Raw genomic sequence first — 25,984 nt, 5'->3', positions numbered from 1 at the left:
CCCCTCCCACATTGGACCGAGGTGTTGGTTAGAGGCCCTTGAGGTCCCGTTCTTCAATCGGCCGGCTCTGGCGCATGCGTTTGCCGCCCAACACGATCCAGTCGATCAAACGGAACAGGCATTCCAGGCCGAACGACAACAGCATCGCCCCGCCCAGCCCCCAGCCCATCGCCTCTGGCGTCAGCAGGATCTGGTAGCTGTAGCCGTTCCAGGTTTCCAGGCGAATGTCCGGGTCGGCCGCCACCGCCACCTGCAGCGCGCGGATGTACCACGGGCCTTGCATGGCCTGGAATTGTTTATCCAACGCCACCTGGCGATCGAGCATGGCGCCCAGGCTGTTGGCGTCGCTCTGGAACACCGGATCATCGCTGGCGCGGTAGTGCGCCACCAGGGCCTGCAAGTCACCCTTGAAAAATTGCTGCGCGGTGGCTTCAAACCCGCGCAGGCCGGTCTGGGCCTCGATCAGGTGGGCTTCGACGCGCTTGGCGTAGTCGTTGATAAACCCCGGCACTTGCACGCCGACCAACAGGCCAATGGCAAACAGCACCAACCGCAGATAGCTGAGCAGCATGATCGATATCCTTACTCGGTAATGCCCTGGCTGACGCATTCACCGCGTCGCCACAGGCTCCATTGGCCCGGTTCGTAGCGGGTCCAGTTTTCGTTGTCGGTCAACGGCTCGGTGGCGATCACTGTCACGACGTCATTGGGGGTGGTTTCGGCTTGAAAATCGACGATCACGTCGACATCTTTCAAGCGCGCCGGGCCAAACGGGGCACGACGCGTGATCTGCGCCAATTTGGTCGAGCAGTAGCAGAACAGCCAGTCGCCATCGCTGAGCAGGCAATTGAACACGCCTTTGCTGCGGTATTCGGCGCAGGCGGCAATCAGGTCCGGCAGCATTTGCTCGATGTCCACCGGTTCGGGGAAGGCTTCGCGCACACGGTTGAGCAAGTCGCAGAAGGCCGCTTCGCTGTCGGTATCGCCCACCGGTCGATAGAAGGTGGCGCGAGGGCTGAAGTCCGCCAGTTGGCCGTTGTGCGCAAAACACCAGTTGCGCCCCCACAGCTCGCGCACGAACGGATGGGTGTTGGCCAGGCTCACCTTGCCCACGTTGGCCTGGCGGATATGGCCGATGACCACTTCACTCTTGATCGGATAACGCTGCACCAGCAGGGCGACTTCCGATTCACTGCTGGCGGCCGGGTCCTGGAACAGACGCAGGCCACGGCCCTCGTAGAAGGCAATGCCCCACCCGTCGCGGTGCGGGCCGGTGCGCCCACCGCGCTGCATCAGCCCGGTAAAGCTGAACACGATGTCGGTAGGGACGTTGGCACTCATGCCCAATAATTCACACATGCCAGGGCTCTCGCTGCAACGTTAAAGGCGCGGTTCGACCCGCATACCGCTCACCGGGGCCGGACGACGGAATGGCTCGTCGTCATCCTCGTGCGGCTCGGCGGCCAACGCGGCATCCGTGGCGGCCTTGCGCTCACGGCGCGCATTGGCCGCGCGCTCGATGGGCCAGCGGATCAACACAAACACCAGGTACACGCCAAAGGCGATCATCGTGTACATGAACAGGTCGGAAATCGCCCGCCAGGCGTTGTTACCGACCTTGAGCACCAGGTCCAGGGCGGTGATGGCCACGGCCGGCGCGAACTGGGTCTTGACCGGGTCGACGATGGTCGGGCTGAACAGCAGCACCGCCATCAGCAGCTGCAACGGCTCACGCAGCCAGCGCCAGATCCAGCGGGTCATGCGCCACCACACCAACAGGCAGCCCAAAGCGGCGAAGGCGTAAAGGCCCCAAGCGGTCAGATAGTCGTTCTCGGTCATGGTGTCCATGGCAAGGCTGGCAAAGAGGCGGCTATGATAACGGCTTTTGCGTGTCGCGGCTGCAATGCCTGCCACCGTCCGCCAGACAGAGAGTGTTCCATGCCTACCTCAACCGCCCCAATCGCCCGCAAGGCCCCAGGCCAAGACCCGTACGCCTGGCTGCAAGAGCGTGACAACCGCGAAGTACTCGATTACCTCAAGGCCGAAAACGCCTGGCAGGAAGCCCAACTCGCCGATCAGGGCGCATTGCGTGAAAGCCTGTTTGAAGAGATCAAGGGCCGTATCCTCGAAACCGACCTGTCGCTGCCCTCGCCCTGGGGCCCGTACCTGTATTACACACGCACCACCGCCGGCGACGAGTACGCCCGCCACTACCGCTGCCACCGCCCCGCCGATGACAGTAACCAGGTGGACGAGAGCAGCGAAGAGCTGCTGCTGGACCCGAACGAACTGGCCAACGGTGGCTTCTTTTCCCTCGGCGCGTTCAGCATCAGCCCCGACCACCAGCGCCTGGCCTACAGCCTCGACACCAGCGGCGATGAGATCTACACCCTGTTCGTGAAGGAATTGACCAACGGCAAGGTCAGCGAACTGGAGTTTCAGGACTGCGACGGCAGCATGACCTGGGCCAATGACAGCCTGACCCTGTTCTTTGGCGAGCTGGATGACACCCACCGCCCGCACAAGCTGTATCGCTATCGCCTGGACGGCACGGCGGCGCAGGAAGTGTTCCACGAGCCTGACGGACGTTTTTTCCTGCACTGCTACCGTTCCAGCTCCGAGCGCCAGTTGCTGCTGGCCCTGGGCAGCAAGACCACCAGCGAAGTCTGGGCGCTGGACGCCGACCAGCCGCACCTGGCCTTCACCTGCCTGGCGCCTCGGGTCGAGGACCACGAATACGACGTCGACCACGGCCAACTGAATGGCGCGTGGACCTGGTTTATCCGCAGCAACCGGGATGGCATCAACTATGCGCTGTTCGTTGCAACCGACATTGGCGATGTGCCTACCGAGGATGAGTGGCAAAACCTGATCCCCCACAGCGATGACGTGATGCTCGACGGCGTGAGCCTCAATACCGGCGCCATGACCCTGAGCCTGCGCATCGGTGGCCTGCCGGTGATCGAAGTGCACCCGCAGGGCGTGCCTGCGTATCGCGTGGAATTGCCCGACGCTGCCTACAGCCTCTACGTACAGAACAGCCTGGAATTTGTCAGCGACAAAATTCGCCTGCGGTATGAGGCTCTCAATCGCCCGGCCCAGGTGCGTCAGCTGGAACTGGCCAGCGGCGCGCAGCAGGTGCTCAAGGAAACTCCGGTATTGGGCGTGTTCAACGCCGACGACTACGTGAGCCAACGCCTGTGGGCTACCTCCGCCGACGGGACCCAGGTGCCGATCAGCCTGGTGGTCAAGCGCGACCAACTCGGCAAAGCCACGCCGCTGTACCTGTACGGCTATGGCGCCTACGGTTCGAGCCTCGACCCGTGGTTTTCCCATGCGCGCCTGAGCCTGCTCGAACGTGGCGTGGCGTTTGCCATCGCCCACGTGCGCGGCGGCGGCGAGCTGGGTGAAGCCTGGTACCGCAACGGCAAGCAGGAGCACAAGCAGAACACCTTCAGCGACTTTATCGCCTGCGCCGAACACCTGATCGCCCAGGGCCTGACCACGTCCAGTCAACTGGCGATCAGCGGCGGCAGCGCCGGCGGCCTGTTGATCGGCGCGGTGCTCAACCAGCGCCCCGAATTGTTCCAGGCGGCGATTGCCGAAGTGCCGTTTGTCGATGTGCTCAACACCATGCTCGACCCGGAACTGCCGCTGACCATCACCGAGTACGACGAATGGGGCAACCCCGAAGAGCCTGAAGTGTATGCGCGCATCAAGGCCTACGCGCCGTACGAGAACGTCCGCGCCCAGGCCTACCCGCACCTGCTGGTGATCGCCGGCTACAACGACAGCCGCGTGCAGTACTGGGAAGCGGCCAAATGGGTGGCCAGGCTGCGTGACACCAAGACGGATGACAACCTGCTGTTGCTCAAGACCGAACTCGGTGCCGGCCACGGCGGCATGAGCGGGCGTTACCAGGGATTACGTGACGTAGCGCTCGAATATGCATTTATGTTCAAGGCGCTGGGGTTGATTTAAGGAACTTAGGGCAGCGGTCCTGTCTGAACACAGGACGCCGACTGATTGATGGATCAAGATTGCTGCCATGGCACTATCGACTTTAATGAGCGCTTCTCTACAAACAGAAATCCGCGCCATGCTCATGGACTGCGGCCTGTTCGACCCGCTGTTGCCGGAGGATTTTCACATCGCCGCCGGCTACTTCAACATCAGCACCATTGCCCGTGATGAAACGATCTTCCTCGAAGGCGATGCCGGCACCTTCATGTGCATCATCCACAGCGGCCAGGTGGCGGTGCAGAAAACCAATCACGAAGGCCAACGCTTGACCATCGCGACCCTGCGCAGTGGCCGGGCCTTCGGTGAAATGGCGGTACTCGACGGCGAGCGACGCTCCGCCAGTTGCGTGGCGGCCAGTGACTGCGTGCTGTTGAACCTGGGCAAGGACTCCCTGGAAAAGATGCTTAACGAAGCCCCGAGGATTGCCGCCAAGATCATCCGCGCCATTGCGATTGCCTTGTCCAAACGCCTGCGCATGGCGGATGGGCAATTAATCAACCAACAGTTTTAACCGCCGGGGGTCTTCGGCTTGCTGTCGTTCTGCTGCAGACCGGGCACCGTCTGGTCCTTTGGCGGCGTCGGCAACACAATCGGCGCCAGGGGCGGCGAGCCGTTGGTCTTGGGCAATGCCGGCGGCGTGACTTGCGGGTACAGCGTCGGCGTTGGCGTGCCCGGCGCGCCGGAGGTTGGCGCGGGGGCGACCGGTACGGTTTGCAACTCCTGAGCCTGCGCTGCACCGCAGGCGAGCGCGCTCAACACAATGACCGTTAGAATGCTGCACTTCATCGATGGCTCCATGGCCTGACCGGAATGTCGTAAGGCTACTCCCAACCGCGCAAGAATGCCCTTCCCAATGAGATTTCCATGAAACGTTTCGTTCTGCTCGACACCACCCCGATCCCCGATAACGGCGGTGCCTTGTGCCTGTTCGAATACGGTGAAGATTTTGTCATCAAGATCCAGGGCGGTGACGGCGGCCAGCTGATGAATACGCGCATGCACGGCTCCGAAGACGCGCTGGCCGAAATACCCTGTCGCAAGGTCGCTGGCCGCCCGGGTTCACGAGTACTGATCGGCGGCCTGGGCATGGGCTTTACCCTGGCGTCGCGCTCAAGCATCTGGGCAAGACCGCCGAAGTGGTGGTGGCGGAACTGGTGCCCGGCGTCGTGGAATGGAACCGTGGGCCGCTGGGCGAAAAGTCCGGGCGCCCATTGCTCGACCCGCGCACGGTGATCCGCCTGGAAGACGTGGCCAAGGTGCTGCAAGCCGAGCCCCAGGGCTTTGACGCGATCATGCTCGACGTCGACAACGGTCCCGAAGGCCTCACGCAAAAAGCCAACAGCTGGCTCTATTCCGCCGGTGGCCTGGCCGCCTGCGCCAAGGCCTTGCGGCCCAAGGGCGTGTTGGCCGTGTGGTCAGCCAGCGCCGACAAACTGTTTAGCGACAAACTGCGCAAGGCCGGTTTCAAGGCCGAGGAAGTGCAGGTGTTTGCCCATGGCAACAAGGGCACCCGGCACACCATCTGGGTTGCGGAAAAGCTCAAGGGCTGAGCACCACTAACCAAACACTGAAGATCAATGTGGGAGGGGGCTTGCCCCCGATAGCTGTGGGTCAGTCAGAGATGTTTCAACTGAACCACCGCTATCGGGCAAGCCCCTCCCATCATTTTGATCCCTGTTCAGTTGTGGGAATTGCGGTAGTCGATGACGTACGGGATTTTCTTGTCGAAGGTCTTTTCCAACTCTTCGCGGTCCAGCTTGCTCATGCCGCCCAGTTGCTGCGCGGTGAAACCGCTGTCGCCGACCTGTGCGCCGGGTGCCAGGCTGACCATGCGCTTGGCCACCGCTTTGATCGCATCCTTGTAGCCGCCTTTTTTGTTCAGGTCGTACCGGCCCAGATCAATCTGCGTGCGCAGCCAGTTACCCCAATAGAACTCCAGGAATTCCGGGGCGACCTCCCCCGCCTCCGGCTTGCCATAGGCGGCCTTGCGCGTGAAATACACCAGGCTGCGAAAGGTATCGTCCTGCAGGCTCTTGAACCCAAGATGGGCCGGCAGTTGCGTGGGCGACAGAGGGTGGCCCTTGCTGTCCTTGAGCCAGACCTTGCGGGCCGCCTCCATGCGCCGCCAGAAGGTGGCGAGGTCCGGGCTGTTGCTGAAGTCGTCCGTCACCTTGACCCACATCTTTAACCGAGGGCCGGCGCCGGGCGTTTCCCACAGGGTGGTGAAGCTGTGATGACCGTCGGTCAGGTACAACTGGCCGCCGGGGCCGACCACCACGGTTTTCATGTCCTCGGGATGAGTGCCCACCGGGTCTTTGCAGGTGAAGCTTTCGGGTTTATGCAAGTCAGCGTGCTTGGGCACCTTGTCGGCTTCGCCCTGGCCGTTGGTTTGGCAGTACTCATCAAACGCCTTGGCGGGTTTATCGGCGAACAGCCCCAGGCTGTAGTCGATCTGGTCGAAGCCGACCACGGCCTGGGTCGGGTGCAGTTGTTCGAGGGTGACCTCAACTATCTGGCCGGGCCTGGGCGTCGAGAACGCCTGGGCCTGGGCCGACAGGGCGCCCAATAGCAGTGCAACTGTCCATATGTGCCAACGCATAGGTCTCTCATCCTGGTGAATTGCATGAACCGATACTACAAATGGGCGCCGACGGCTAGAATCAAGGTTATCCGTGACCCACCAGACAGGAGCCATGATGAGCTCGACCAACCCGCCCTCTCACACCGCCAAGCTGGACCGCATCCTCGCCGATGCCCAGCGCGACCGCGAAATGGGCTACCGCGACAAAGCCCTGAAGATGTACCCCCACGTGTGCGGCCGTTGCGCCCGTGAATTCGCCGGCAAGCGCTTGAGCGAACTCACCGTACACCACCGCAACCACAATCACGATGACAATCCCCAGGACGGCTCCAACTGGGAGTTGCTGTGCCTGTATTGCCACGACAATGAACACTCGCGCTACACCGACCAACAGTATTTTGGCGAGGGTTCCACCAGCAGTCCGACCATTGCCAAAGCAACTCATAACCCCTTTGCGGCGTTGGCGGGGTTGATGAAAAAAGACAGCTGACAGCTGCAAGTTGAAGGCTGCAAGAAAAAGCCACTCTGCTTTTAACTTGCAGCTTGTAGCTTGCCGCTATAATGCTGCCTTTTTAAAGGCACCCCCGTGGGCAATAAACGCTACAGCTGCATCGGCCTGTATAACCCCAAATCCCCCGAAAACGTCGGTTCGGTGATGCGCGCCGCCGGTTGCTATGGCGTAGCCTCGGTGTTCTACACCGGCGTGCGTTACGAGCGCGCCCGGGACTTCATCACTGACACCAAGAAAGTCCACCACGACATCCCGCTGATCGGCATCGACGACCTGAAAAAAATCCTGCCTCTGGGCTGCATTCCGGTCGCGGTGGAACTGGTGGAAGGCGCCCGCCCGCTGCCCGAATACACCCACCCCGACCGTGCGCTATACATCTTCGGCCCCGAAGACGGCTCGCTGGACAAAGAGATTCGCGACTGGTGTGAAGACGTGGTCTACATCCCGACCACCGGTTGCATGAACCTCGCCGCCACCGTCAACGTGGTGCTCTATGACCGGATGGCTAAAGGCAACAACACCCGTTCGGGCCCCAAGTACTGATTTTCTTGGAACATCCGACACCTGCGAGCAGTCATCTACCTATCACTAGCCCTGTTGGAGAACGATCATGAGCGACAGCACAACCTTGCGCCCCGTCATCGAACACACGCCTTTCCAGACCCAACCCACGCAAAACGTGCACGGCTGGGAGCGTATCGGCTCGGTCGCCGGTGGCGTGATGATGGTGGGCAAAGGCCTGCGCCGTGGCGGGATTTTCGGCTTGATCCAGGTAGCGATTGGCGGCGTGGCGCTGGCCCGCGGCTTTACCGGGCACAGCTCGCTCAAGGCCAAGCTGGAGCAAGGTCGCCAGGAAATGAACAGCGTGCGCACCAAGATCGAACGCGCGGGTGAAGAGCTGAGGAACTTGAAGACCAAGGCGGAAGTGGCGGCTGAGAAAGCGGTGAAGACCCCCAACTGAACTCAGTCTCCAAACTATTGGAGATCAAAATGTGGGAGGGGCACCGCCCCTCCCACATTTTGTTTTGTGCAGGGCCAGGAATCAGCGTAGAAGTTTGGAATCCAGCACCACAGACGATTCGCCAAGGATACTCTCGGCCAATTTAACGAAGTCTTGGGTGTTGACGGTCTCGACACGCATCACCGCCTGCGTCAAATCATCCAGCGAGCGCTTGTTATGGGTTTTAACCCGAATCTCGCGGTCCAGCTCCTGCATGACCAGCACCGCCCGGGACACCGTCGCGCCGTTGACGTGTTCACCGCGTAGCGTGGTGACGTCCTTGCCTTCCCTGGTCAAACGCGCCTGTATCGCTTGATATCGCTCATCGGTGATCCCCCCGGCACGCCGCACCAGGTCGATGGCGTAATACTCCGCCAAGCCCTCACTGATCCAATCGCTGCGATCGTGGTCGTTGAAACGGCCGATAGCCTGCACCACTTCACGCATCAACGGGCTGCTGCCATTTTCGCTGACCAGCGGTGTACGGCTGTTGAGGTAAATCGAGTCACGTGCCGCGAACGCGCCACGGCGCATCGGGTCACTGGCCCCCACCACCAGCAGCTTGGCCGGATGACGCGGGAACGCCGCTTCCACCTGGGGCCAGACGAACGTCAGCAAGGTCAGCACATCCATGCGGCGCATGGCCTGGCCCTTGGGCGAGGCCACGGTAACGTCGGTTTCGCCCAGGCGCACACGGCGGCTGCCCAGGGTGCCGGCGAGCATCCAGCCGGAGGGTCGGTCGAACAGGCGAGAAACGTTATCGATGCGGAATTTGTTTTTGCCGATGCGCGGCCAGGCGGTTTCAATGCTTTTCCAGCCGGGCGGCAGTTCAAACATCAGGCGCGATACCAGCTCGACGCCGTCCTGCTGGTCCAGACGTGCGGGCGGCACCAGGTCTTCGCCACGAAACAACGCCCAGCTCGGGGTCATCCGTGCGTCATACATACCCGGTTTGCGCGCACGGGTCAGGCGCACTCGGTAGGTCAGGCTGGATTTCTCGGCGCCGGGCTGCCACCGCCCGCGGCTGCCGGCGACCTTCCACTGTCCGTCGGCCTTGAAGTCGCTGTAGTCGCCGCTGTTGCCGAGGTCTAAGTCCAGGCTGCGCACCGCCGAACCCTGGGACAGGCTGACGCGGACCTCGGCCTGATCAGTCTGGGGCAACAACTTGACGTGATAGTCCAGGTCGACTTTCTTCGCGCACCAGGCCGAGCCGCTCAGCGCCAGCAGCATCAGGCTTGCCGCCAGCTGGATTGCCCCCCTCATACACACTCCTTGTTCAGCCCGCGCGGAAGATCAGGTAATCCTCCCAGTCGTCCTCGGGAACGCTGCCTTCGCTGAGCATGCGTCCGGACTGGGAAATGCGTTCGTGGTGCACGGCGTCGCGGTCGCCGCAGACCAGGTGGTGCCACAACGGCAAGTCCTTGCGCTCGCTGACCAGGCGGTAGCCGCAGGTGGGCGGCAGCCACTTGAACTGGTCGGCCTGGCCTGGGGTGAGCTGGATGCAGTCGGGCACCGAGGCACGGCGGTTGGGGTAATCGGTGCACTGGCAGGTTTTGAGGTCGAGGAGTTTGCAGGCGATCCGCGTGTAATAGACGCTGTTGTCGTCTTCATCCTCAAGCTTTTGCAGGCAGCACAGGCCACAACCGTCGCACAACGACTCCCATTCCTCCTGGTCGAGTTGCTCAAGGGTTTTGCGTATCCAGAAAGGTTCGACTTTGGCGGCCATGGCTCTACATCGGTATCGGTCGGTGAAAAGGCCGCCAGTCTAGTGCCCCAGGCCCTTGGAACCAAGTGCTTGCGACTGGCGGCGTTACAAGACTTGTCAGTCTAGCGGGCGCGCAGTAGCTTTGAGCGCAGAATTGACCATCAGGAACCGTTCATGAGCACTAACCCACGCGTCGCCGACCACCCGATCCACAGCCAATTTACCGACCGCTGGTCGCCCCGCGCGTTTACCGGCGAGAGTATCCCGAAGGACACCCTGCTGAGTTTCTTCGAAGCCGCACGCTGGGCGCCGTCGGCGTACAACTCGCAGCCGTGGCGTTTTCTCTACGCGCGCCGCGACACGCCGGACTGGGCGCGTTTCCTGGGTTTGCTCAATGAATTCAACCGCGGCTGGGCGCAGCACGCGTCAGCCCTGGTGATCATCGCCTCGAAAACCGACTTCATCGCCCCCGGCGCCACCGAAGAAACCCCGGCGCTGTGGCACACCTTCGACACCGGCTCGGCCTGGGGCCACCTGGCGCTGCAGGCCAGCCTCAGCGGCTGGCACACTCACGGCATGGCCGGCTTCGATCAGGAACTGACACGCAAGGAACTGAAGATTCCAGACGGTTATGCCCTGCACGCGGCCGTGGCGATTGGCAAGCTGGGCGACAAATCGACCCTGCCGGAGTATCTGCAAGGCCGCGAAGTACCGAGCCCGCGCAAGCCGTTGAGCGAGTTGGTGTCCGAGGGTGATTTCAGTCTTTGATGCCTGATGAAGCTGCATCCCCAAGGATGCAGCTTCTGCACCGCCGGATGATCAAGCCGCTTGGGTGATGAGTTCGCTGAACTCCCTGCGGGCCTTTTGCTTTTTCCGGTTGTACACGTCAATGGCGCCCGCCACCATAAACTCGGCAGACAGGCCATCCATGTCCACGGGATACACCTTGTTGTCTTTTGCGCTGTATATGAAATTTTTCAACTGCGGGTCGTTATGGAAAATGTCCTTCGCTTCCATTTCTGCGAATGCGTCGTCGAGCAAGGACCGCGCACGCGCGGGTAGATCGCCCTTTTCAAACTGGCTGAGGTCCACGCCCTCGATCCTGCCCATCTTCAAGTACTTACGCCCCTCATCAACCACCACCACGGCAAAGCCCTCACCGTAGTACTTGTTCAAGTTCACCACCTCCATATTGGTGTAGCCCTCGGCAGTGGTTAGCCGTGTTGGCCCCAGGTCTTTATAAACACTTTTGCCATCCAGGCTGGCGTAGATGACAGCCTCTTCGCCCCGGCCGATCTCAGGCCCAAGATCCGATTTGACCGACGGCTGGGTACCCCCTTGTGCGCCGAGACGTCGCCATTGGTCACCCTGGACATGCTCGACCAGCAGCGGCGTTTGCCGGTTGTTGTGATAGATCCGCGCCTGCACGGCCCCGTCCACCGTGCGCGTAACCTGGCGTACTTCGTACACGGCACTCAAGCCGGTACTGTCAGTGTGACGGATGTGCGACGAATGCCGTCAGCGGCGACGTACACACCTCGGCTGTCAGGCGTGAGCCCGGCAATGCGCGAGGCCGGCACCTGGTAGCTGGCAAATTGTGTATTGCCCAATGCCCTGGCGGGCTCGATGGTCGCGGGGCTGATCACACCGTCCACGGCCCGGGTGCTTGGCGTGAATCCTTCAAGGGGAGCACCGTAGGGCCGCATCCTGTCGGGGTCGAAACCGTACCATTTGCCGTTGTGCAGCACAGCGCCGTTTTCGATGCTTCGACCCGCTGTGGTGAGGCTGCCAATGGCCGCCTCACCGTAGTGTTTGCTGGCGGCTTTGAGCAGGTCGTAGCTGCCACTGGCGCCTCTGAGCTTGTTAACCGTCTCCACACCTTTGGCGGCGCCGTGGGCAACCAGACGCGCGCCGCCCTGAGCCACTCCTCCCAAGCCACTGAAGGGGTTGAATGCCTCGATCGCGGTAGCCCCCAGAAACCGCGCGACCTTGGTCACCGCACCGAAACTGGAAATACCTTTGGACAGCACTCTGCTTGCCTGTGCGGCCTTGCCGGCCCCCAGCGTCACCAGGCCGATCACATCCATGCCGAGGTCAAACAGGCCATCGCCGACGTTACCGTTGCTGAAGTTGACGATGGCCGACCGCAACGGGATGAGGTTGAGGAAAAACTCGCCAATCGCCCGATTCGTCGCCGCGTCTTTATCAAAGGAGGTGACACCCCTGGCTTGTTGCAACAGATCGTCGTTGTGCAGGTCCAGGGATTTGGCGAATACCCGGCCTATATAGTCACTTCGCGTCGAGCCGAATGCTGGGTTGTCTGCGTTGACGGGCGAGCGCTCCCTGGCCTGATCGGCCTCATCTTTGAACGGATCGAACAGCACCGTTTTAGTGATGACATTGGCATTCAAGTGTTCCAGATTCTTGGCCGTATAGGGTGGGGTGTAGCGGTAACGCAAGTGGCTCTGTTGTTCAATCGTGGCGCGCCGGGTGTCGATTTCATAGATATTCACTTCGCCATTGAGTGTGGTCTTGACCCTTAAGGTATGGCCCCGGGTTCTCAGGCTCGGCTTGGTGAAAAAGTCCATGGCCATGGTGTACTGGCTGGTGTGGAAGAACTCCAACTGGCCGAATTCGAAGTTTTTCCGGTCTTGGGGCGGCAATGTGGAGATCAAGTAATCCGCCAACCCTTGCTGACCTTGTTCAAGCGAAGTGATCGCCTGGTCATACGCGGCCTTGAAGGACGCCGCGACATCCAGCCTGCCGCTTTCGAACAGGCTGCAGAACTTCGCCGCCGGGATGCGTTTGTCGGCGGACTCCCAATGCTCATCGGTGCCCAGTTTGGCGCCGTGCATCGCCACGTCCAACATCGAGCGTATGCCCGGATGCCGGCCGGTGCGGCCCGGTTTGCGAAATATTTGGACCAGGCTCGGTATTTCGAAAAGCTTAGGGTCCAGGTCTGGAAACGCCGCCTTGAGGGCGTCCAACGCCATCTCGCGGCGCCTGGGAATCGGCGTTTGCACCTGGCTGCTGGCGGCGGTCAGTGCCTGCATCTGCCGGTTGAAGGTGATGCGCAGGGTTTCGATGGATACGTCGCCCGTCGGCAGGCCATTGGCTTCGCCCCAGTCGGTCAGGACCTTTTTTTGGATTTCCTGAAGGACAGCGTCGCGGGTCTCGACCTGCTCGCCATAGGCCAGCACCTGGGCGTACGTGAGGTTGAGCGAACGCCCCGGCGAATCGGCTTCGATGCGCGCCGTGGCAATCGCCAGTTGAGCCCAGGTGAGGCTGCCGTAGGTGACACTGCGCGGAATATCTTTGACCAGAAACTGCGGAGCCGTTTTGGCCAGCAACAGGCGGGCACCCAGGTTGGCGGTTTGTGCCGTGACCCGGCCTTTATCCAGCAAGTGCCGGGCGAGATTGTCGATGATCGTCTGCGCACCTTGCCCCCTGTGTGCTTCATGCGCCAGGTCGAACCCGGCGACGGTATTCGGCGCCGGGGCATCCAGCGACTCCGGATCCAGGCCAAGGTGGATAGCCGCCAGCAGGTATTCATTGAGGCTGCTGTGCGTGGCATAACCGCCCAGTTGCGTCTGTATCGCCTGGCCCAGTGTCTGGGCTTTGGCCGAGCCGAGCAGTTTTTCGATGGCGAGCGTTGGTTTTTGCAGATCGGCGTCCGACACAGAACTGCCGCTGAGCAGATAACCCAAGGTGCCTTTACGCTCATCAGCGAAGGCTGTGCCTTGCACCAGCGAAACGATCGAGCGCTGGTCCTTGATGCTGGGCGGCATAGGCCAGGACAGCGCGCCACTGAAATTACCCAGGGGGTGGACCTGTGCCTGCCGGGTAACCCATTGTTTCAGGTCTCCCAGCGCGGCAAGGTTCCCTGGAGCACTCAGGCCCTTGCCCTGTAGAAACGCTTCGAGACTGACGCGTGCGCCAGAGGTCAGCCCTTGCTCGTCACACAGGCTCATGAAGGTGGTTTTCAAGCGGTGCGTCAGGTCAGCATCGGTATAACGAGAATCGCTGCCGAGCGCCTGCCAGAGTGACTGAAGGTGCTTGGCCAGCGTTTGCCAGTCGCAGCTGTCGCTGAACGCACGCCTCAACGCGGCGGGATTGTCGAGTACCGATGTGGAGCTTGCTCGCTCGCCAGTCGGTGAGGGTTGAGTAACCAACACCGGGGCGGGTGTGAGGGTTATCGACGGCGTTAAGACACGCGAAGGCGTGATGATCGTCATGAGGTTACCTGTCCATAGCTGGGAAAGTCGTCTGGCGAGGGCACCCACGGGTGCCTCTTTCCAATGGGTGTAAAAACCCAAGGACGAAGTTCCAGCTTAAATGTCAGGCTTTATATCAATGGCAAAAGGCTCAAGAGTGCCTCAGTAACCGCGCGCGAAGCTGACTTCGCCGCGCAATGTTTGCTTGGCTTGATAAGCCCGCAGGTTCTCCAAAAACAACGCCACCATCATCGGCGGCGACGTCGGCGCGGAACTGTGCCCGGTCAACAGCAGGCCCCAGGCGGTCCAGAAGGGATGACGCTGCGGCAGCGGTTCCTGGCGGCACACATCGATCACCGCACCGGCCAGGTGCCCTTCTTTCAAGGCTTCGACCAAATCGGCGTCGACCACCGCCACCCCACGTCCGACGTTGATGAACAAGCCCGTCGGCTTGAATTGCCTGAACAGCGCGGCGTCATACAGGTCGTGGGTGTTCGGTGTGTTGGGCAGCAGGTTGATCACGTAGTCCACCTCCCCCACCAGGCGGCCCAATTGATCGAGACCGGACACTTCGATAAACGGCGCCTGCTCGCGGGCAGTGCTGGCGATGCCATACAGCTTGACGCCAAACGGCACCAGGAACTCGGCGACGCTCTGGCCGATATCGCCCGTGCCGACGATCAACACCTTGCGCCCCGCCAGGCTCTGGCCGGTGCGGTTGTCCCACTTGCGCTCGACCTGGCTGACCAGTCGCGCCAGTACTTCACGTTCGTGGCCCAGCACGTAGGTGAGGACAAACTCGGCCATGACCTGGCCAAAAATGCCGACCGCACGGGTCAGGCGATAGTCGCGCGGCAAGCCTTCGGCCAGCAGCGGCGTAACGCCCGCCCAGGTCGATTGCAGCCATTGCGGGCGATGGCCCTGGCGCAACAGCGTCGCCAACAGGTCCGGCTGGCCGAGCCACACCGGGCAATCGGCGGCCAGGCGCGACAACTCGGCCGAGTCGCCGCTGGTGAGCACCTCCAGGTCCGGCGCCGCTTCGTTAAGCAATTGGGCGTAGAGCGGGTGATCCTGCTCAGCAATCAGAACACGCATGGTTCAAACCTTTCAAAAACAGTGCGGACGGCCGCACACATCCTTACGGCCACCGCCCGCTAATACGATTCCATGAAGCCTGTGCCCTGACACGGGCACTGATTGATCACATCGGGTCGTTGCGGCGCAGCAGCTCTTCGGGCAAGTGTTCGATGTACTCGTCCTCGGCCGGCGGCATTTGCAGGTGGTAGCCCTGCTTGTCGAGGTTTTCCAGCACCACCAGGATGTCTTCGCGCGACAGCTTGCGCTCCGGTGTCAGCACCATGTCGAACGCGTGGTGCGGCTTGCCGAAGGCGGCCATCAGGGGCTCCGGCACGCGCTCCAGAGCATCGCTTTTGAGCACGTAGAGGTACATGCCGTCTTTTTTCAAGCTGCGATAAATGGAGCAAATACGCTTCAAGGCTGTTCTCCGGCAGTGGCCAGGCTGTCGAGCAGCGCCTGGCCCATCAACTCGCGGCGCCAGCCACGCAGCGAGTCTGGCAATTGGTAAGGCCCATCGGGGTAGCCACTTTTAACCAGGGCTTCGAGGGTTTTCTTGCGCAGCATCAGTTCCGGCGCCATGTCCAGGCGCTCGGCGAACGTCTGGCCCAGGGTGCGCAGTTGCTTGATCAGCGCGGCGGCGTCCACCGGCAGCGGTTCGGCCACGGCGGGCGGCCACTGATCCATGGGCACGCTGCCGGCACGTTTGATCAGGTCCAGCAGGAACTGGCCATCCTGACGCACGGTGCGCGGGTGCATGTCTTCGATCTTGCCCAGCGCGGCGAGGTTATCCGGCTGGGTTTTGGCCAGGGGCCACAACGAGTGCTCGCGAACGATGCGATTGCGCGGCAGGTCACGGGCGCGGGCCTGCTGCTCGCGCCAGGCGCACAGTTCACGCAGCACAGCGAGCTGGGCACGGGACAGTTTCCACGCCAGCTTGGCGTCGCGGTACATCTCGTACGGGTCGACTTCGCGGCGCAGGTTGGCCACCAGCTCGGCGCCGTCCTCCAGCACCCAGGCGTACTTGTCATCGGACAGCTTCGGGCGCAGGCGGGTGTAGACCTCGGCCAGGTGCACCGCGTCTTCGGCGGCGTAGCTGATCTGCGTCTGCGAGAGTGGCCGCTGCAGCCAGTCCGAACGCGTCTCGCCCTTGGGCAAATCGATGTCGAGCACGGCCTGCACCAGGCGCGAGTAGCCCATGGAGAACCCGAGGTTCAGGTAAGCCGCCGCCAATTGGGTGTCGAACAACGGCACCGGCAGGCTACCGGTCAGGCGCAGCAAGACTTCAAGATCTTCGCTGCAGGCATGCACCACCTTGATGACGCTTGGGTTTTCCAGCAAGGCGGCCAGGGGTTGCCAGTTGTCGATGGTCAGGGGGTCGATCAGGTAAGCGCGTACGCCATCGCCGATCTGGATCAGCCCGGCAATGGGGTAAAAGGTGTCGACCCGCATGAATTCGGTGTCGAGGGCGACGAATGGCAACTGCTGCCATTCGGCGCAGTGCTGGCCGAGGCTATCGTTGTCGCAGATCCAGTGAATATCGATGGCCACACGGCTCTCCCTTGAAGAATGGCGCGCAGTATATATCGCGAAAGGGGCTAACGAGCATCCGCAGTGCACAGGCAACCATGAAAAATCAGGCAAGAGCTGAAGAATAGTCCGACAGGCGGGAGTTATCCTCTCTTACGCAGAACGTAAACCCGCCACAGGCCCGAGCCCGGCAGGAACTCCTGATGATTCAGGACCTTGAAGCCTGCCTGGCGAAACTCGTCTTCCACCGCCGTGCGTGAGTTGACGGAGATAATCACCGTGTCACGGCTGACCCGGTGAAACTCACGCAGCAACGCCAACCGCCCATCGCTGCTGGGCACGTGACGAAACAACTCCAGGCAGAAAATGCAGTCCACGGCATTGGCCGACAAGCCGATGGAAAACGCCGACCCTTGAAACGTCTTGACGCGTTTGAGCAACGCCGCCGGATGGTGGGTAACGGCGTGATCGAGCATGTCCTGGGAATTGTCCGACGCCAGGATCACCCGGTTGATGTGTTCAGCCAACACCGGCCAGAACCGGCCCGAGCCACAGGCCAGGTCGAGGATCAGCCCCGGCTCGCCGGCAACCTTCAACGCCTGACGCACCAGCCATTCGTCGCGCCACGACGCCAAACGCCGCCGCAACCCGGGTGGGCGCGTGTCGCTGCAAACCCGGGCGTGCTCACGGTCACAGCGCTCGGCGTATTCGATCTCTATGGATGAGGGAGGTTGTGACGACATCATGCGCTCATAGGGGTTAAACGGTGGTGTACGACCTTGATTCGCAGCTTAACCAGTGCAACGTGAAAAAAAGGTCGAAAACACCAGCGCAAAACGACTAACCCTCCTGTGCGCCTTGCCACCCCGCACCGCCCTCGAAATAATGGCTGCCACCCCGCCCCGGCCTCAAGGACTCGACCGCATGAAAGCTCCGCTAGCCCTGTGTGTATTGGCAACCCTGGCCACCAGCGCCTTGGCCGACCCCGCCCCGTCGCGCCTGGATGAGGTGCTGCAACGCGGCACCCTCAGCGTGTGCACCACCGGCGACTACAAGCCCTACACCTCGCTGCGCGCCGACGGCCGTTACGAAGGCATCGACATTGCCATGGCCGAGTCCCTGGCCAAGAGCCTCAACGCCAAAATCACCTGGGTGCCCACCACCTGGAAAACCCTGATGCCGGACTTTCTCGCCCAACGCTGCGATATTGCCGTGGGCGGTATTTCGGTGTCGTTGGAACGTCAGAAAAAAGCGTTCTTCAGCCAGTCTCTCGGAGAAGACGGCAAAATCCCGTTGGTGCGCTGCGCCGATGTGCGGCGCTACCAGACCGTCGAGCAGATCAACCAGCCGCAGGTGCGGGTGATCGAACCGGCGGGCGGCACCAATGAAGTGTTTGCCCGCGCCCACCTGGGCCAGACGCAGATCCGCCTGCATGACAACGTGACCATCTTCGACGAACTGCTCGCCGGCAAGGCGGATGTGATGATCACCGACGCCAGCGAAGCGCGTTACCAGCAGAAGCTCAAGCCGGGCCTGTGCGCGGTCAACCCGGAGCGGCAGATGCAATACAGCGAAAAAGCCTTTTTGCTGCCCCGCGACGATGTGGCGTGGAAGAGCTATGTCGACCAGTGGCTGCACCTGAGCGTCGCCACCGGCGCGTATGACGCAATCGTCAGCCAGTGGCTGGCGGCGCCTTGAGCCAACGCCGTCTACGCTGTGGTCACATCCAATAAGAACGAGGGACCGAACATGAAGGGACTGCGTCAACTGACCTGGCTGCTGCTGTTGTGTTTCAGCCAGGTGCACGCCAATCCTGCACAGGACCAGGACGCTCAGGCGGCCAAGGCCCTGCTGGAAAAAGCCCTGGCCTATTACCAGAGCAACGGCGACAAAGCGTTTGCCGCGTTCAGCCGCCAGGGCGAGTTCATCGACCAGGATCGCTATGTATTCGTGGTCGATACCCAAGGCGTATTGCTGGCCAGCGGCGGGCCCTCTTCGGCGCTGATCGGTCGCGATGTGTCTGAAGTACTCGGGCCGGATTTGCGCCAGTCCTTCAAGGACGCGCTCAAGGTGCCGGAAGGCCAGGGCATCCAGCAGGCCGACTACCGTTGGCAGAACTGGAACGATGGCAAGGTCGAACACAAGCACGTGTTTTATCAGCGCGTCGGCGAGCGCATCCTGGCGGTGGGCTACTACCTGCCACGGGCCACCCCGGAACAGGCGCGGGCCCTGCGTAACAAGGCGGTGAACGCGCTGATCAAGGATGAAGCCGGCACGCTCAAGGCCATCAACTCCTTGCAAGGCGGCTTCCTGCAGGACGACCTGTATGTGTTTGTGGTGGACCTGAACACCGGACGCTACGTGGCCCACGGCACCAACCTGCGGTTGATCAACACCGACTTCGCCAAGATCAAGGACCCGGACGGCAAACCGGTGGGTGAACCGATCCTCAAAATGATGACCGAGCAGGACCAGGGGGAATACAAGTATCGCTGGAAAAACCCGGTGACCGACAAGGTCGAGAACAAACACGCGTATATCCGCAAGAGCGGGCATTTCATGGTGGCGGTGGGTTACTACAGCCCCTGAAGCTGAAATGCGGTAAAAAAATGTGGGAGGGGGCTTGCTCCCACACCTTATTTGGCCTTGTCTTCGCGACCGCGCAGTACCCGATTCGGCATGGCGATGGCGGCTGCCAGCCCCAATAAAGACACCGCCACGCTCACCCACAATAAATGCTCGAACGTCACCGCCAGTTCCCCGCGCAAGGCATCCTGCGCCGCGCCTGGGGCGGCGTTCAAACCATCGAGCAGCGCGTTGCCGGAACTGCCCTCTGCCACCAGCGCACCGCTGGCCAGGTGGGCGAAGCTGGAATCCTGCAACAGCGCCAGCAGTAACGCCGACATGCACGCCACCCCCACCGCGCCGCCCAGGGAGCGGAACAAATTGGTGGTGCTGGTGGCGACGCCGATGTCGCGTTGTTCCACAGAGTTTTGCGCCCCCACCAGAGAAGTGGGGAATTGCATGCCGGCGGCGATCCCGCACAGCAGCATGAACAGGCCGGTGAGCAGCACGTCCTGGGGCGCACTGAAGGCCATGCCCGCAATCGCCAGCGGGCTCAACAGCGCGCCGCTGAGGATCATCGGCTTATAGCGTCCGGTCACCGAGGTCATGCGCCCGGCGGTATACGCGCCCATCGGCAGGCCCATCGCCAGGGGCATCAAGTGCAAGGCCGCGCTGTCGGCACCGCCTCCGGTTACCGTCTGAAAGCGCAACGGCATCAACACGGTCAGGGAAATCGCCTGGAAACTGGTGAAAAAAATCGTGCACCAGCACAGCACCGCGCTGCGGTTGCCGAACAAATGCATCGGCAACAGGGGCTCCCGCGCACGGCGCTCGTGCCACACGAACAGGGTCAGTGCAACCAGCGCGCCGGCCAATAGCCCCAGCACTTCGCGGTCACGCCAATGGTGGCCCTGGCCGATTTCGGTGATGCCCAGCAGCAAGGCGGTCAGGCCGATGATCATCAGCACCGTGCCCAGGTAATCGATGACTGGCTTGCGCTGCGGCATCGGCAGCCCCAACAGGGTGCGATGGGCGACGTACCAGGCGCCAGCGCCCAATGGCAGGTTGATCAGGAATACCCAGCGCCACGACAAGTACTCGGTCATGTAACCGCCCAGCACCGGCCCGGCCACGCTGGCCACCGCGTACATGCTGCTGAAATACCCCTGGTAACGCCCACGTTCACGGGGCGGGATGATGTCGCCGATGATCGCCTGACTGACCGAGATCATCCCGCCGGCACCGATGCCCTGCAGCACCCGCGCCACTACCAGTTGCTCCATGCTTTGGGCCATGCCGCACAACAGCGACGCCACGGTGAACAGGCCCATGCCGATCAACATCATCGGCCGCGCCCGTACAGGTCGCCGAGCTTGCCGTAGATCGGCACCGCCACGGTCATTGCCACCATGTAGCCGGAAATCACCCAGGCCAGCAGGTTGACGTCGTGGAAACGCGCGGAAATGGCAGGCATGGACACTGCGACGATGGTCTGGTCCAGGGCGCCGAGAAAGATCGCCATCATCAACGAGGCGAGGATACTGCGCACCGCGGGGAGCGGTGGCGCGGGATGATTGAGCTGAGTCACGGCAGAACCTTCGAGCAAGGCCCGCGGGAAAAGGCGCCCTGCGGGAATGCTCGATACGATAGCAGGCTATTCGATAGCTTCGTAAGGAAGTCCGACGTAATTTTCTGCGATGGTTTTGCGCCCGGCCTCGGACTGGATAAAGTACTCCAGCTCGCTCTCGGCGATGCGCTGGCTGAAGCCGTCCGCCTCGGGGAATTGATGCAGCATCGAGGTCATCCACCAGGAAAACCGCTCGGCCTTCCACACTCGGCGCAGGCAGATCGCGGAATAGCGCTCGAGCAAATCCACCCGGCCTTCGCCGTACACCTTGAGCAAAATCCGAAACAACGTGCTCACATCGCTGGCGGCCAGGTTCAGGCCCTTGGCGCCAGTGGGCGGCACGATATGCGCGGCATCGCCGAGCAGGAACAGGCGCCCGTACTGCATGGGCTCGACCACAAAACTGCGCAGCGGCGCGATGCTTTTTTCGATCGAGGGGCCGGTGACCAGTTGCTCGGCCAGGTCGCCCGGCAGACGGGTTTTCAGTTCGGCCCAAAAGCGCGCGTCCGACCATTCCTCCAGCGGCTCTTCGGCCGGCACCTGCAGGTAATAACGGCTGCGGGTGGGCGAGCGCATGCTGCACAGCGCAAAGCCACGCGGGTGCTTGGCATACACCAGTTCGTCATGGACCGGCGGCGTGTCGGCGAGAATGCCCAGCCAGCCGAAAGGGTAGACGCGCTCAAAGACCTTTAATGATTCAGCCGGGATCGACTGGCGCGCCACGCCGTGGAAACCGTCGCAACCGGCGATGTAGTCGCAGTCCAGGCGATACGCCTGGCCCTGGTGCTCGAAAGTCAGCCACGGTCGATCACTTTTGAGTTCATGCGGCTGCACATCGCTGGCTTCATAGAGCGTGACAGCACCGGCGGCGGCGCGGGCGGCCATCAGGTCGCGGGTGACTTCGGTCTGGCCGTAGACCATCACCGATTGGCCGCCGGTCAGCGCCTTGAGATCGATATGGGTCAGCCGGCCGTTCAGCGCCAGCTCGAAACCGTCATGCACCAGGCCTTCGGCGTCCATGCGCTGGCTCACCCCGGCCTCGCGCAGCAGATCGACCATGCCTTGCTCCAGCACGCCGGCGCGGATACGGCTCTGCACGTAATCGGCGCTCTGACGCTCCAGGATGAGGGTTTCGATGCCGGCATTGTGCAGCAACTGGCCGAGCAACAGTCCGGAGGGACCGGCGCCAATGATGGCGACTTGAGTTTTTAGCGTTTTCATTATTTTTATCGCCCGCAGGTTCCACCGAACGTATCGAGTGAAAGAGTTGTCATTGATCCTGTAGCTGACATTTTTCACTTGAGTGAGCGCTATAAGAAGGTGAAAACTGCGTCAAAGCCTGCGCTTTTTGCCAATTGGGGCGATTACCGCACAACTATCCTGAGTATCGGATTGAAACCATGACCAAAACCGCGATTCCGGTCTTCAAGCTTTACGGGGAAAGCCAAGAATGGCCGACCCCCGATTTGTTGCACTGCGAAACCATTTCCCGCCGCAGTCGGGAATACCAGTGGGAAATCCAGCCCCACCGGCATGCGGACCTGTGCCAGTTGCTGTATGTGCACAAGGGCGAGGCGCAGTTGGAAATCGACGGCCAGCGCACCACGCTCAGTGAGGCGACCCTGCAGGTATTGCCGCCGCTGTGCGTGCATGGGTTTCGCTTCCCCGAGAATGTGCAAGGTTTTGTGGTGACACTGGCCGCGCCATTGGTGAGCCATTTGCAGGCGCAATTGGGGGCAACGGTGGACGGTCTGCAAACCCTGGGCACTTACCCTGCGGGCAACGACAGCGATTACCTGAACAGCCTGTTTACCCGTTTGCAGGATGAATATGCCGACACACAACCGGCGCGGGACATGATGATGCATGCCCTGGTCAGCGTGCTGGTGGTGTGGGTCAGTCGCCAGGCTATCAAGCACCGTCATCCACGCGCGCCGCGTGGACGCGAGTATTTCCGGCGGTTCACCCAATTGGTCGAGCAACATTACCGCGAACACCCGAAGATCGAAGACCTGGCTCACAAACTGGGCATCTCGGTGTCGCATCTGAACGGGACGTGTCGCGAACTGGGCGGGCAGCCTGCGTTGCAGATCATGCATGACCGCCAATTGCTGGAAGCCAAGCGCTTGCTGACCTACACCAGCATGACCATCAATGAAATGTCGCAGGTATTGGGGTTTTCCGACCCAACCAACTTCTCTCGGCTGTTTCGTCGACGGGTCGGGTTCTCACCCAAGGCGTTTCGCGAACAACTCAAGGCTGAACAACCGCCTACCTGAGTGCGCTGAAACTGCCGCTGTGCGGAACGCATTGGTCCTGATGGCAGCTGATCGCGAAGGTCGGCTGCATACGGGTCTGCTCAACGCGGTAGGCCGCAGTTGCGTACAACGCGCTGGCCAAAGCGCAGAGGGTGAAAATCTTCAGGTATTTTCTGGTTTTTATACTCATGGCACAGACCTCTGGACGGATCCACACGGTGCTGTTTAAAGCATAGGCCAGCCACGGCAAGTTGCCATTATCGGGCGACATTCAACAAGGTGATGTCGCCCTAGAGACCGAGGTCCCACGCCGGCTCCTCCGGAAACCGCTGCACCAGGAAATCCAGCAGGCTGCGCAGCGCAGAAGGCATGTGTTTGCGTGAGGCATACACCGCGTAGATGTTCATCTGCCGAGGTTCGACCTGGGGCAGCAGCCTCACCAATTCGCCCCGGCGAATGTGATCGCCGGCCTGGTAACTGGGCAACATCGCCACCCCCGCCCCGGCCAGCGTCACGCGGAGCAAGGTGCTGGCCTCGTTGGCGGTGATATTGCCGTGCACCGGCACCGACACGTGCTCGCCGTTCTCTTCGAAATGCCACAGGCTTTTGCCGAAGTACGAGTGGGTCAGGCAGTTGTGTCGGGCCAGGTCTTCGACTTTTTGCGGCGCCGGATGCTCCCGTAAATACGCCGGGGTGGCACACACCACCGAGCGACACACGGTCAGGCGCCGAGCGATCAGGTTGGGGTCGAGGTCATTGCTGGTGCGGATGGCCAGGTCGATGCGCTCATCCACCAGGTTCACGGTGCGGTCGAGCATTTGCAAATCGACCGTGACCAAGGGGTAGCGCTTGACGTATTCGGCAATGGCCTCGGCCAATTGCGCCTGGCCGAACGAGGTGCTGACGCTCAAGCGCAACAGACCACGGGGCGCGTCGTCCGGTTCGCTGACGGCGGCTTGCATATCACCGCACAATTCCAACAATTGTCGGCAGCGTGGCAGGGTTTCGCTGCCCGCGGCCGTGAGGCTGAGCTTGCGCGTGGTACGGTGCAACAGGCGCGCGCCGACCCAGTCTTCCAACTCGGCCAAATAGCGCGACACCACCGGGCGCGACAGGTCCAAATGGTCGGCCGCCGCCGACTGGCTGCCCAGGTCCACCACGGTGACAAACACGCGCATTGCTTGAAGACGATCCATGATTTGACCGATTTTAGAAACAAACTATGTTACAGCATCGCATTTTTAGTCTTGTTTAGTGCAACTAAGCTCTGTGCATCCTTTGAATCGACTGCTGGAGCTGCCCGATGTTCTCAACCTTCAAGCGCCTGACCCTGGCCACCGCCGCCCTGGCCTTCGCCGCCCATGCGGCCGCTGCCGACCTGACTCTCGATGTGTACAACCCAGGCGAGACGGCAATCTTCCCGGTCAGTTCGGTGCTGGTCAGCGGCGTCAAGGACGCGATCCTGGTGGACGCGCAATTCGGCAAGGGCCAGGCCGAGCAGTTGGTGCAAAAGATCCGCGCCAGCGGTAAGAACCTGACCACCATCTACATCAGCCATGGCGACCCGGATTACTACTTCGGCCTCGATACCCTCACTGCCGCGTTCCCCAAGGCCAAGGTGCTGGCGCCGCAACCGGTGGTCGACCATATCAACGCCACCGTGGCCGGCAAGCTTGCATTCTGGGGCCCGAAAATGGGCGCCGACAAACCGGCCAAAACCATCGTGCCGCAGGTGTTGCAAGGCCACAGCCTGAGCCTCGAAGGCCAGCAGTTGGACGTGATCGGCCTGGACGGCCCGCAGCCGGATCGCAGCTTTGTGTGGATCCCGTCGATCAAGGCCGTGATCGGTGGCGTAGTGGTCGCCCAGAACATTCACGTGTGGATGGCCGACACTCAGAGTGCGCGGTCCCACAAAGACTGGCTGGCCACCCTGCAACGCATTGAAGACCTGAAGCCGCGCACGGTGATCCCCGGTCACTACCTAGGCACAGCGTCGCTGGCTTCGGTGACATTCACCGCCGACTACATCAAGGCCTTCGACATCGAGACCGCCAAGGCCAAGGACTCTGCGGCCCTGATCGAGGCCATGAAAAAGCGTTACCCCACCCTGGCTGACGAAAGCTCACTGGAGCTGAGCGCCAAAGTCGCCAAGGGCGAAATGAAGTGGTGAATCCGTTCCATCCTTAACCCTACTGGAGAACGTTATGAGCAAGATTGCAATCATTGGAGCCACTGGCCGCGCCGGTAGCCAATTGTTGGAAGAAGCACTGCGTCGCGGGCACAGCGTTGTGGCCATCGCGCGCAATACCGACACACTGGCTGCGCGCCCGGGCGTCACCATCAAACAGGTGGACGCGCTGGACGCCGAAGCCCTGCAACAGGCGATCAGCGGCAGCGACGTGGTGATCAGTGCCGCGCACTTCGCGACCCTCCCTGCCAGTGCGGTAATCGGTCCGGTGAAAAAGGCTGGAGTACCCCGCTTGCTGGTGGTGGGCGGTGCGGGTTCGCTGTTGCTGCCGGGCGGCGGTCGGGTGATCGACAGCGAAGGGTTCCCTGCCGAGTACAAAGCCGAGGCCAGTGCAGGCGCGGCATTCCTGGAGACCCTGCGTCAGGAAACAGAATTGAATTGGACGTTCCTGTCGCCATCAGCACTGTTCGATGGCACCGAGCGCACCGGTCAATTCCGCCTGGGCCAGGATGATTTGCTGGTAAGCAGTGACGGTAACAGCTCGATCAGTTTTGCCGACTACGCCATCGCCATGCTTGATGAAGTGGAAACACCGAAGCACTCGCGCCAGCGCTTTACCGTCGGTTACTGATCCCTGTGGGAGGGGGCTTGCTCCCGATAGCGGTGGTTCAGTTAGTGCAGCTTTGACTGACACACCGCCATCGGGGG

The 25,984-nt window shown here is 61.6% G+C and carries 27 protein-coding genes and 2 pseudogenes; 12 read left to right on the top strand and 17 right to left on the bottom strand.

What is annotated here, in order from left to right; genetic code table 11:
* Window positions 1-28: 28 nt before the first annotated feature.
* Genes JWR98_RS14145 through JWR98_RS14135 form a run of 3 tightly spaced genes read right to left on the bottom strand, consistent with a single transcriptional unit; the run spans window position 29 to window position 1,914 of the window.
* Window positions 29-571 carry a DUF2937 family protein gene (locus JWR98_RS14145; RefSeq protein ID WP_078732018.1) on the bottom strand — a complete coding sequence of 181 codons (543 nt, stop codon included), beginning with the start codon at window positions 569-571 and terminating at the stop codon, window positions 29-31.
* Window positions 572-582: 11 nt separating this feature from the next.
* On the bottom strand, window positions 583-1,359 hold the full coding sequence (locus JWR98_RS14140; protein WP_003172536.1) for a class II glutamine amidotransferase: 777 nt from the start codon (window positions 1,357-1,359) through the stop codon (window positions 583-585).
* A 21-nt stretch (window positions 1,360-1,380) separates the two neighbouring features.
* The gene (locus tag JWR98_RS14135) at window positions 1,381-1,914 is read right to left on the bottom strand and encodes an MFS transporter (protein WP_078732017.1); all 534 of its coding nucleotides are present in this window, start codon (window positions 1,912-1,914) and stop codon (window positions 1,381-1,383) included.
* A 24-nt stretch (window positions 1,915-1,938) separates the two neighbouring features.
* On the opposite strand from JWR98_RS14135, the gene JWR98_RS14130 reads away from it, so the two are divergent.
* The gene (locus JWR98_RS14130) at window positions 1,939-3,981 is read left to right on the top strand and encodes a S9 family peptidase (RefSeq protein ID WP_078732016.1); all 2,043 of its coding nucleotides are present in this window, start codon (window positions 1,939-1,941) and stop codon (window positions 3,979-3,981) included.
* Window positions 3,982-4,048: 67 nt separating this feature from the next.
* Window positions 4,049-4,534, top strand: a complete 486-nt coding sequence (locus tag JWR98_RS14125; RefSeq protein ID WP_078732015.1) for a cyclic nucleotide-binding domain-containing protein — start codon at window positions 4,049-4,051, stop codon at window positions 4,532-4,534.
* Here the strand turns inward: JWR98_RS14125 and JWR98_RS14120 are convergent.
* A complete protein-coding gene (locus JWR98_RS14120) occupies window positions 4,531-4,809 on the bottom strand; it encodes a hypothetical protein (protein ID WP_042944336.1) in 279 nt (92 codons plus the stop codon). The genes JWR98_RS14125 and JWR98_RS14120 overlap by 4 nt on opposite strands.
* 78 nt (window positions 4,810-4,887) lie before the next feature.
* On the opposite strand from JWR98_RS14120, the pseudogene JWR98_RS14115 reads away from it, so the two are divergent.
* Window positions 4,888-5,573: pseudogene (locus JWR98_RS14115) on the top strand (spermidine synthase).
* Window positions 5,574-5,701: 128 nt separating this feature from the next.
* Here JWR98_RS14115 and JWR98_RS14110 read toward each other — a convergent pair.
* A complete protein-coding gene (locus JWR98_RS14110; RefSeq protein ID WP_205490370.1) occupies window positions 5,702-6,622 on the bottom strand; it encodes a ParB/Srx family N-terminal domain-containing protein in 921 nt (306 codons plus the stop codon).
* Window positions 6,623-6,719: 97 nt separating this feature from the next.
* Here JWR98_RS14110 and JWR98_RS14105 point away from each other — a divergent pair, with 97 nt between their 5' ends.
* The 3 genes from JWR98_RS14105 (at window position 6,720) to JWR98_RS14095 (ending at window position 8,076) form a co-directional block, all read left to right on the top strand.
* Entirely contained in the window at window positions 6,720-7,094 is a 375-nt protein-coding gene (locus JWR98_RS14105; protein WP_003172528.1) for a YajD family HNH nuclease, read from the top strand.
* 96 nt (window positions 7,095-7,190) lie between these two features.
* Window positions 7,191-7,658 carry an RNA methyltransferase gene (locus JWR98_RS14100; RefSeq protein WP_017526685.1) on the top strand — a complete coding sequence of 156 codons (468 nt, stop codon included), beginning with the start codon at window positions 7,191-7,193 and terminating at the stop codon, window positions 7,656-7,658.
* A 67-nt stretch (window positions 7,659-7,725) separates the two neighbouring features.
* Window positions 7,726-8,076 carry a YgaP family membrane protein gene (locus JWR98_RS14095; protein WP_078732011.1) on the top strand — a complete coding sequence of 117 codons (351 nt, stop codon included), beginning with the start codon at window positions 7,726-7,728 and terminating at the stop codon, window positions 8,074-8,076.
* An 81-nt stretch (window positions 8,077-8,157) separates the two neighbouring features.
* Here the strand turns inward: JWR98_RS14095 and JWR98_RS14090 are convergent, their stop codons facing one another.
* Together JWR98_RS14090 and JWR98_RS14085 are read right to left on the bottom strand one after the other, a co-directional pair.
* The gene (locus JWR98_RS14090; protein ID WP_078732010.1) at window positions 8,158-9,378 is read right to left on the bottom strand and encodes a hypothetical protein; all 1,221 of its coding nucleotides are present in this window, start codon (window positions 9,376-9,378) and stop codon (window positions 8,158-8,160) included.
* 13 nt (window positions 9,379-9,391) lie between these two features.
* Window positions 9,392-9,841, bottom strand: a complete 450-nt coding sequence (locus JWR98_RS14085) for a YcgN family cysteine cluster protein (RefSeq protein ID WP_043046481.1) — start codon at window positions 9,839-9,841, stop codon at window positions 9,392-9,394.
* Between the two features lie 153 nt (window positions 9,842-9,994).
* Here JWR98_RS14085 and JWR98_RS14080 point away from each other — a divergent pair, with 153 nt between their 5' ends.
* Window positions 9,995-10,588 (top strand): nitroreductase family protein, encoded by a 594-nt coding sequence (locus tag JWR98_RS14080; protein WP_003172523.1) that lies wholly within the window; start codon window positions 9,995-9,997, stop codon window positions 10,586-10,588.
* Window positions 10,589-10,639: 51 nt separating this feature from the next.
* Here JWR98_RS14080 and JWR98_RS14075 read toward each other — a convergent pair whose 3' ends face one another.
* The 6 genes from JWR98_RS14075 to JWR98_RS14050 form a co-directional block, all read right to left on the bottom strand.
* Window positions 10,640-11,290 (bottom strand): OspG family effector kinase, encoded by a 651-nt coding sequence (locus JWR98_RS14075; protein WP_205490368.1) that lies wholly within the window; start codon window positions 11,288-11,290, stop codon window positions 10,640-10,642.
* A gap of 5 nt (window positions 11,291-11,295) precedes the next feature.
* Window positions 11,296-14,055 carry a hypothetical protein gene (locus JWR98_RS14070; protein ID WP_205490366.1) on the bottom strand — a complete coding sequence of 920 codons (2,760 nt, stop codon included), beginning with the start codon at window positions 14,053-14,055 and terminating at the stop codon, window positions 11,296-11,298.
* Window positions 14,056-14,196: 141 nt separating this feature from the next.
* Window positions 14,197-15,129, bottom strand: a complete 933-nt coding sequence (locus JWR98_RS14065; RefSeq protein WP_078732008.1) for a D-2-hydroxyacid dehydrogenase — start codon at window positions 15,127-15,129, stop codon at window positions 14,197-14,199.
* Between the two features lie 106 nt (window positions 15,130-15,235).
* Window positions 15,236-15,529 carry a YcgL domain-containing protein gene (locus JWR98_RS14060; RefSeq protein WP_003172521.1) on the bottom strand — a complete coding sequence of 98 codons (294 nt, stop codon included), beginning with the start codon at window positions 15,527-15,529 and terminating at the stop codon, window positions 15,236-15,238.
* A complete protein-coding gene (rnd, locus tag JWR98_RS14055; protein WP_078732007.1) occupies window positions 15,526-16,659 on the bottom strand; it encodes a ribonuclease D in 1,134 nt (377 codons plus the stop codon). The genes JWR98_RS14060 and rnd overlap by 4 nt, the downstream gene beginning before the upstream one ends.
* A gap of 122 nt (window positions 16,660-16,781) precedes the next feature.
* Window positions 16,782-17,381 (bottom strand): class I SAM-dependent methyltransferase, encoded by a 600-nt coding sequence (locus JWR98_RS14050; RefSeq protein WP_078732006.1) that lies wholly within the window; start codon window positions 17,379-17,381, stop codon window positions 16,782-16,784.
* A 181-nt stretch (window positions 17,382-17,562) separates the two neighbouring features.
* Between JWR98_RS14050 and JWR98_RS14045 the strand changes: the two genes are divergently transcribed.
* Window positions 17,563-18,336, top strand: coding sequence for a transporter substrate-binding domain-containing protein (locus JWR98_RS14045; protein ID WP_078732005.1), 774 nt, complete (start codon window positions 17,563-17,565; stop codon window positions 18,334-18,336).
* A gap of 51 nt (window positions 18,337-18,387) precedes the next feature.
* Window positions 18,388-19,227, top strand: a complete 840-nt coding sequence (locus JWR98_RS14040) for a cache domain-containing protein (RefSeq protein WP_078732004.1) — start codon at window positions 18,388-18,390, stop codon at window positions 19,225-19,227.
* 47 nt (window positions 19,228-19,274) lie between these two features.
* Here the strand turns inward: JWR98_RS14040 and JWR98_RS14035 are convergent.
* Together JWR98_RS14035 and pobA are read right to left on the bottom strand one after the other, a co-directional pair.
* Window positions 19,275-20,791: pseudogene (locus JWR98_RS14035) on the bottom strand (MDR family MFS transporter).
* Window positions 20,792-20,857: 66 nt separating this feature from the next.
* Window positions 20,858-22,051, bottom strand: a complete 1,194-nt coding sequence (gene pobA / locus JWR98_RS14030; RefSeq protein WP_205490364.1) for a 4-hydroxybenzoate 3-monooxygenase — start codon at window positions 22,049-22,051, stop codon at window positions 20,858-20,860.
* A gap of 179 nt (window positions 22,052-22,230) precedes the next feature.
* On the opposite strand from pobA, the gene JWR98_RS14025 reads away from it, so the two are divergent.
* Entirely contained in the window at window positions 22,231-23,109 is an 879-nt protein-coding gene (locus JWR98_RS14025) for a helix-turn-helix domain-containing protein (RefSeq protein ID WP_078732003.1), read from the top strand.
* Here the strand turns inward: JWR98_RS14025 and JWR98_RS14020 are convergent.
* Window positions 23,102-23,278, bottom strand: a complete 177-nt coding sequence (locus tag JWR98_RS14020) for a hypothetical protein (protein WP_003172511.1) — start codon at window positions 23,276-23,278, stop codon at window positions 23,102-23,104. The genes JWR98_RS14025 and JWR98_RS14020 overlap by 8 nt on opposite strands.
* Window positions 23,279-23,378: 100 nt before the next feature.
* A complete protein-coding gene (locus JWR98_RS14015) occupies window positions 23,379-24,284 on the bottom strand; it encodes a LysR family transcriptional regulator (RefSeq protein ID WP_205490362.1) in 906 nt (301 codons plus the stop codon).
* 107 nt (window positions 24,285-24,391) lie between these two features.
* Here JWR98_RS14015 and JWR98_RS14010 point away from each other — a divergent pair, with 107 nt between their 5' ends.
* Together JWR98_RS14010 and JWR98_RS14005 are read left to right on the top strand one after the other, a co-directional pair.
* Window positions 24,392-25,258, top strand: a complete 867-nt coding sequence (locus tag JWR98_RS14010) for an MBL fold metallo-hydrolase (protein WP_205490360.1) — start codon at window positions 24,392-24,394, stop codon at window positions 25,256-25,258.
* 34 nt (window positions 25,259-25,292) lie between these two features.
* Entirely contained in the window at window positions 25,293-25,907 is a 615-nt protein-coding gene (locus JWR98_RS14005) for an NAD(P)-dependent oxidoreductase (RefSeq protein WP_078732000.1), read from the top strand.
* The last annotated feature ends 77 nt before the right edge of the window (window positions 25,908-25,984 follow it).

The sequence above is a fragment of the Pseudomonas lactucae genome (assembly GCF_016937615.1).
Classification (GTDB): Bacteria; Pseudomonadota; Gammaproteobacteria; order Pseudomonadales; family Pseudomonadaceae; genus Aquipseudomonas; species Aquipseudomonas lactucae.
Note: the sequence above shows the minus strand (reverse complement) of the source record. Positions and strands in the feature narration are given on the sequence as shown.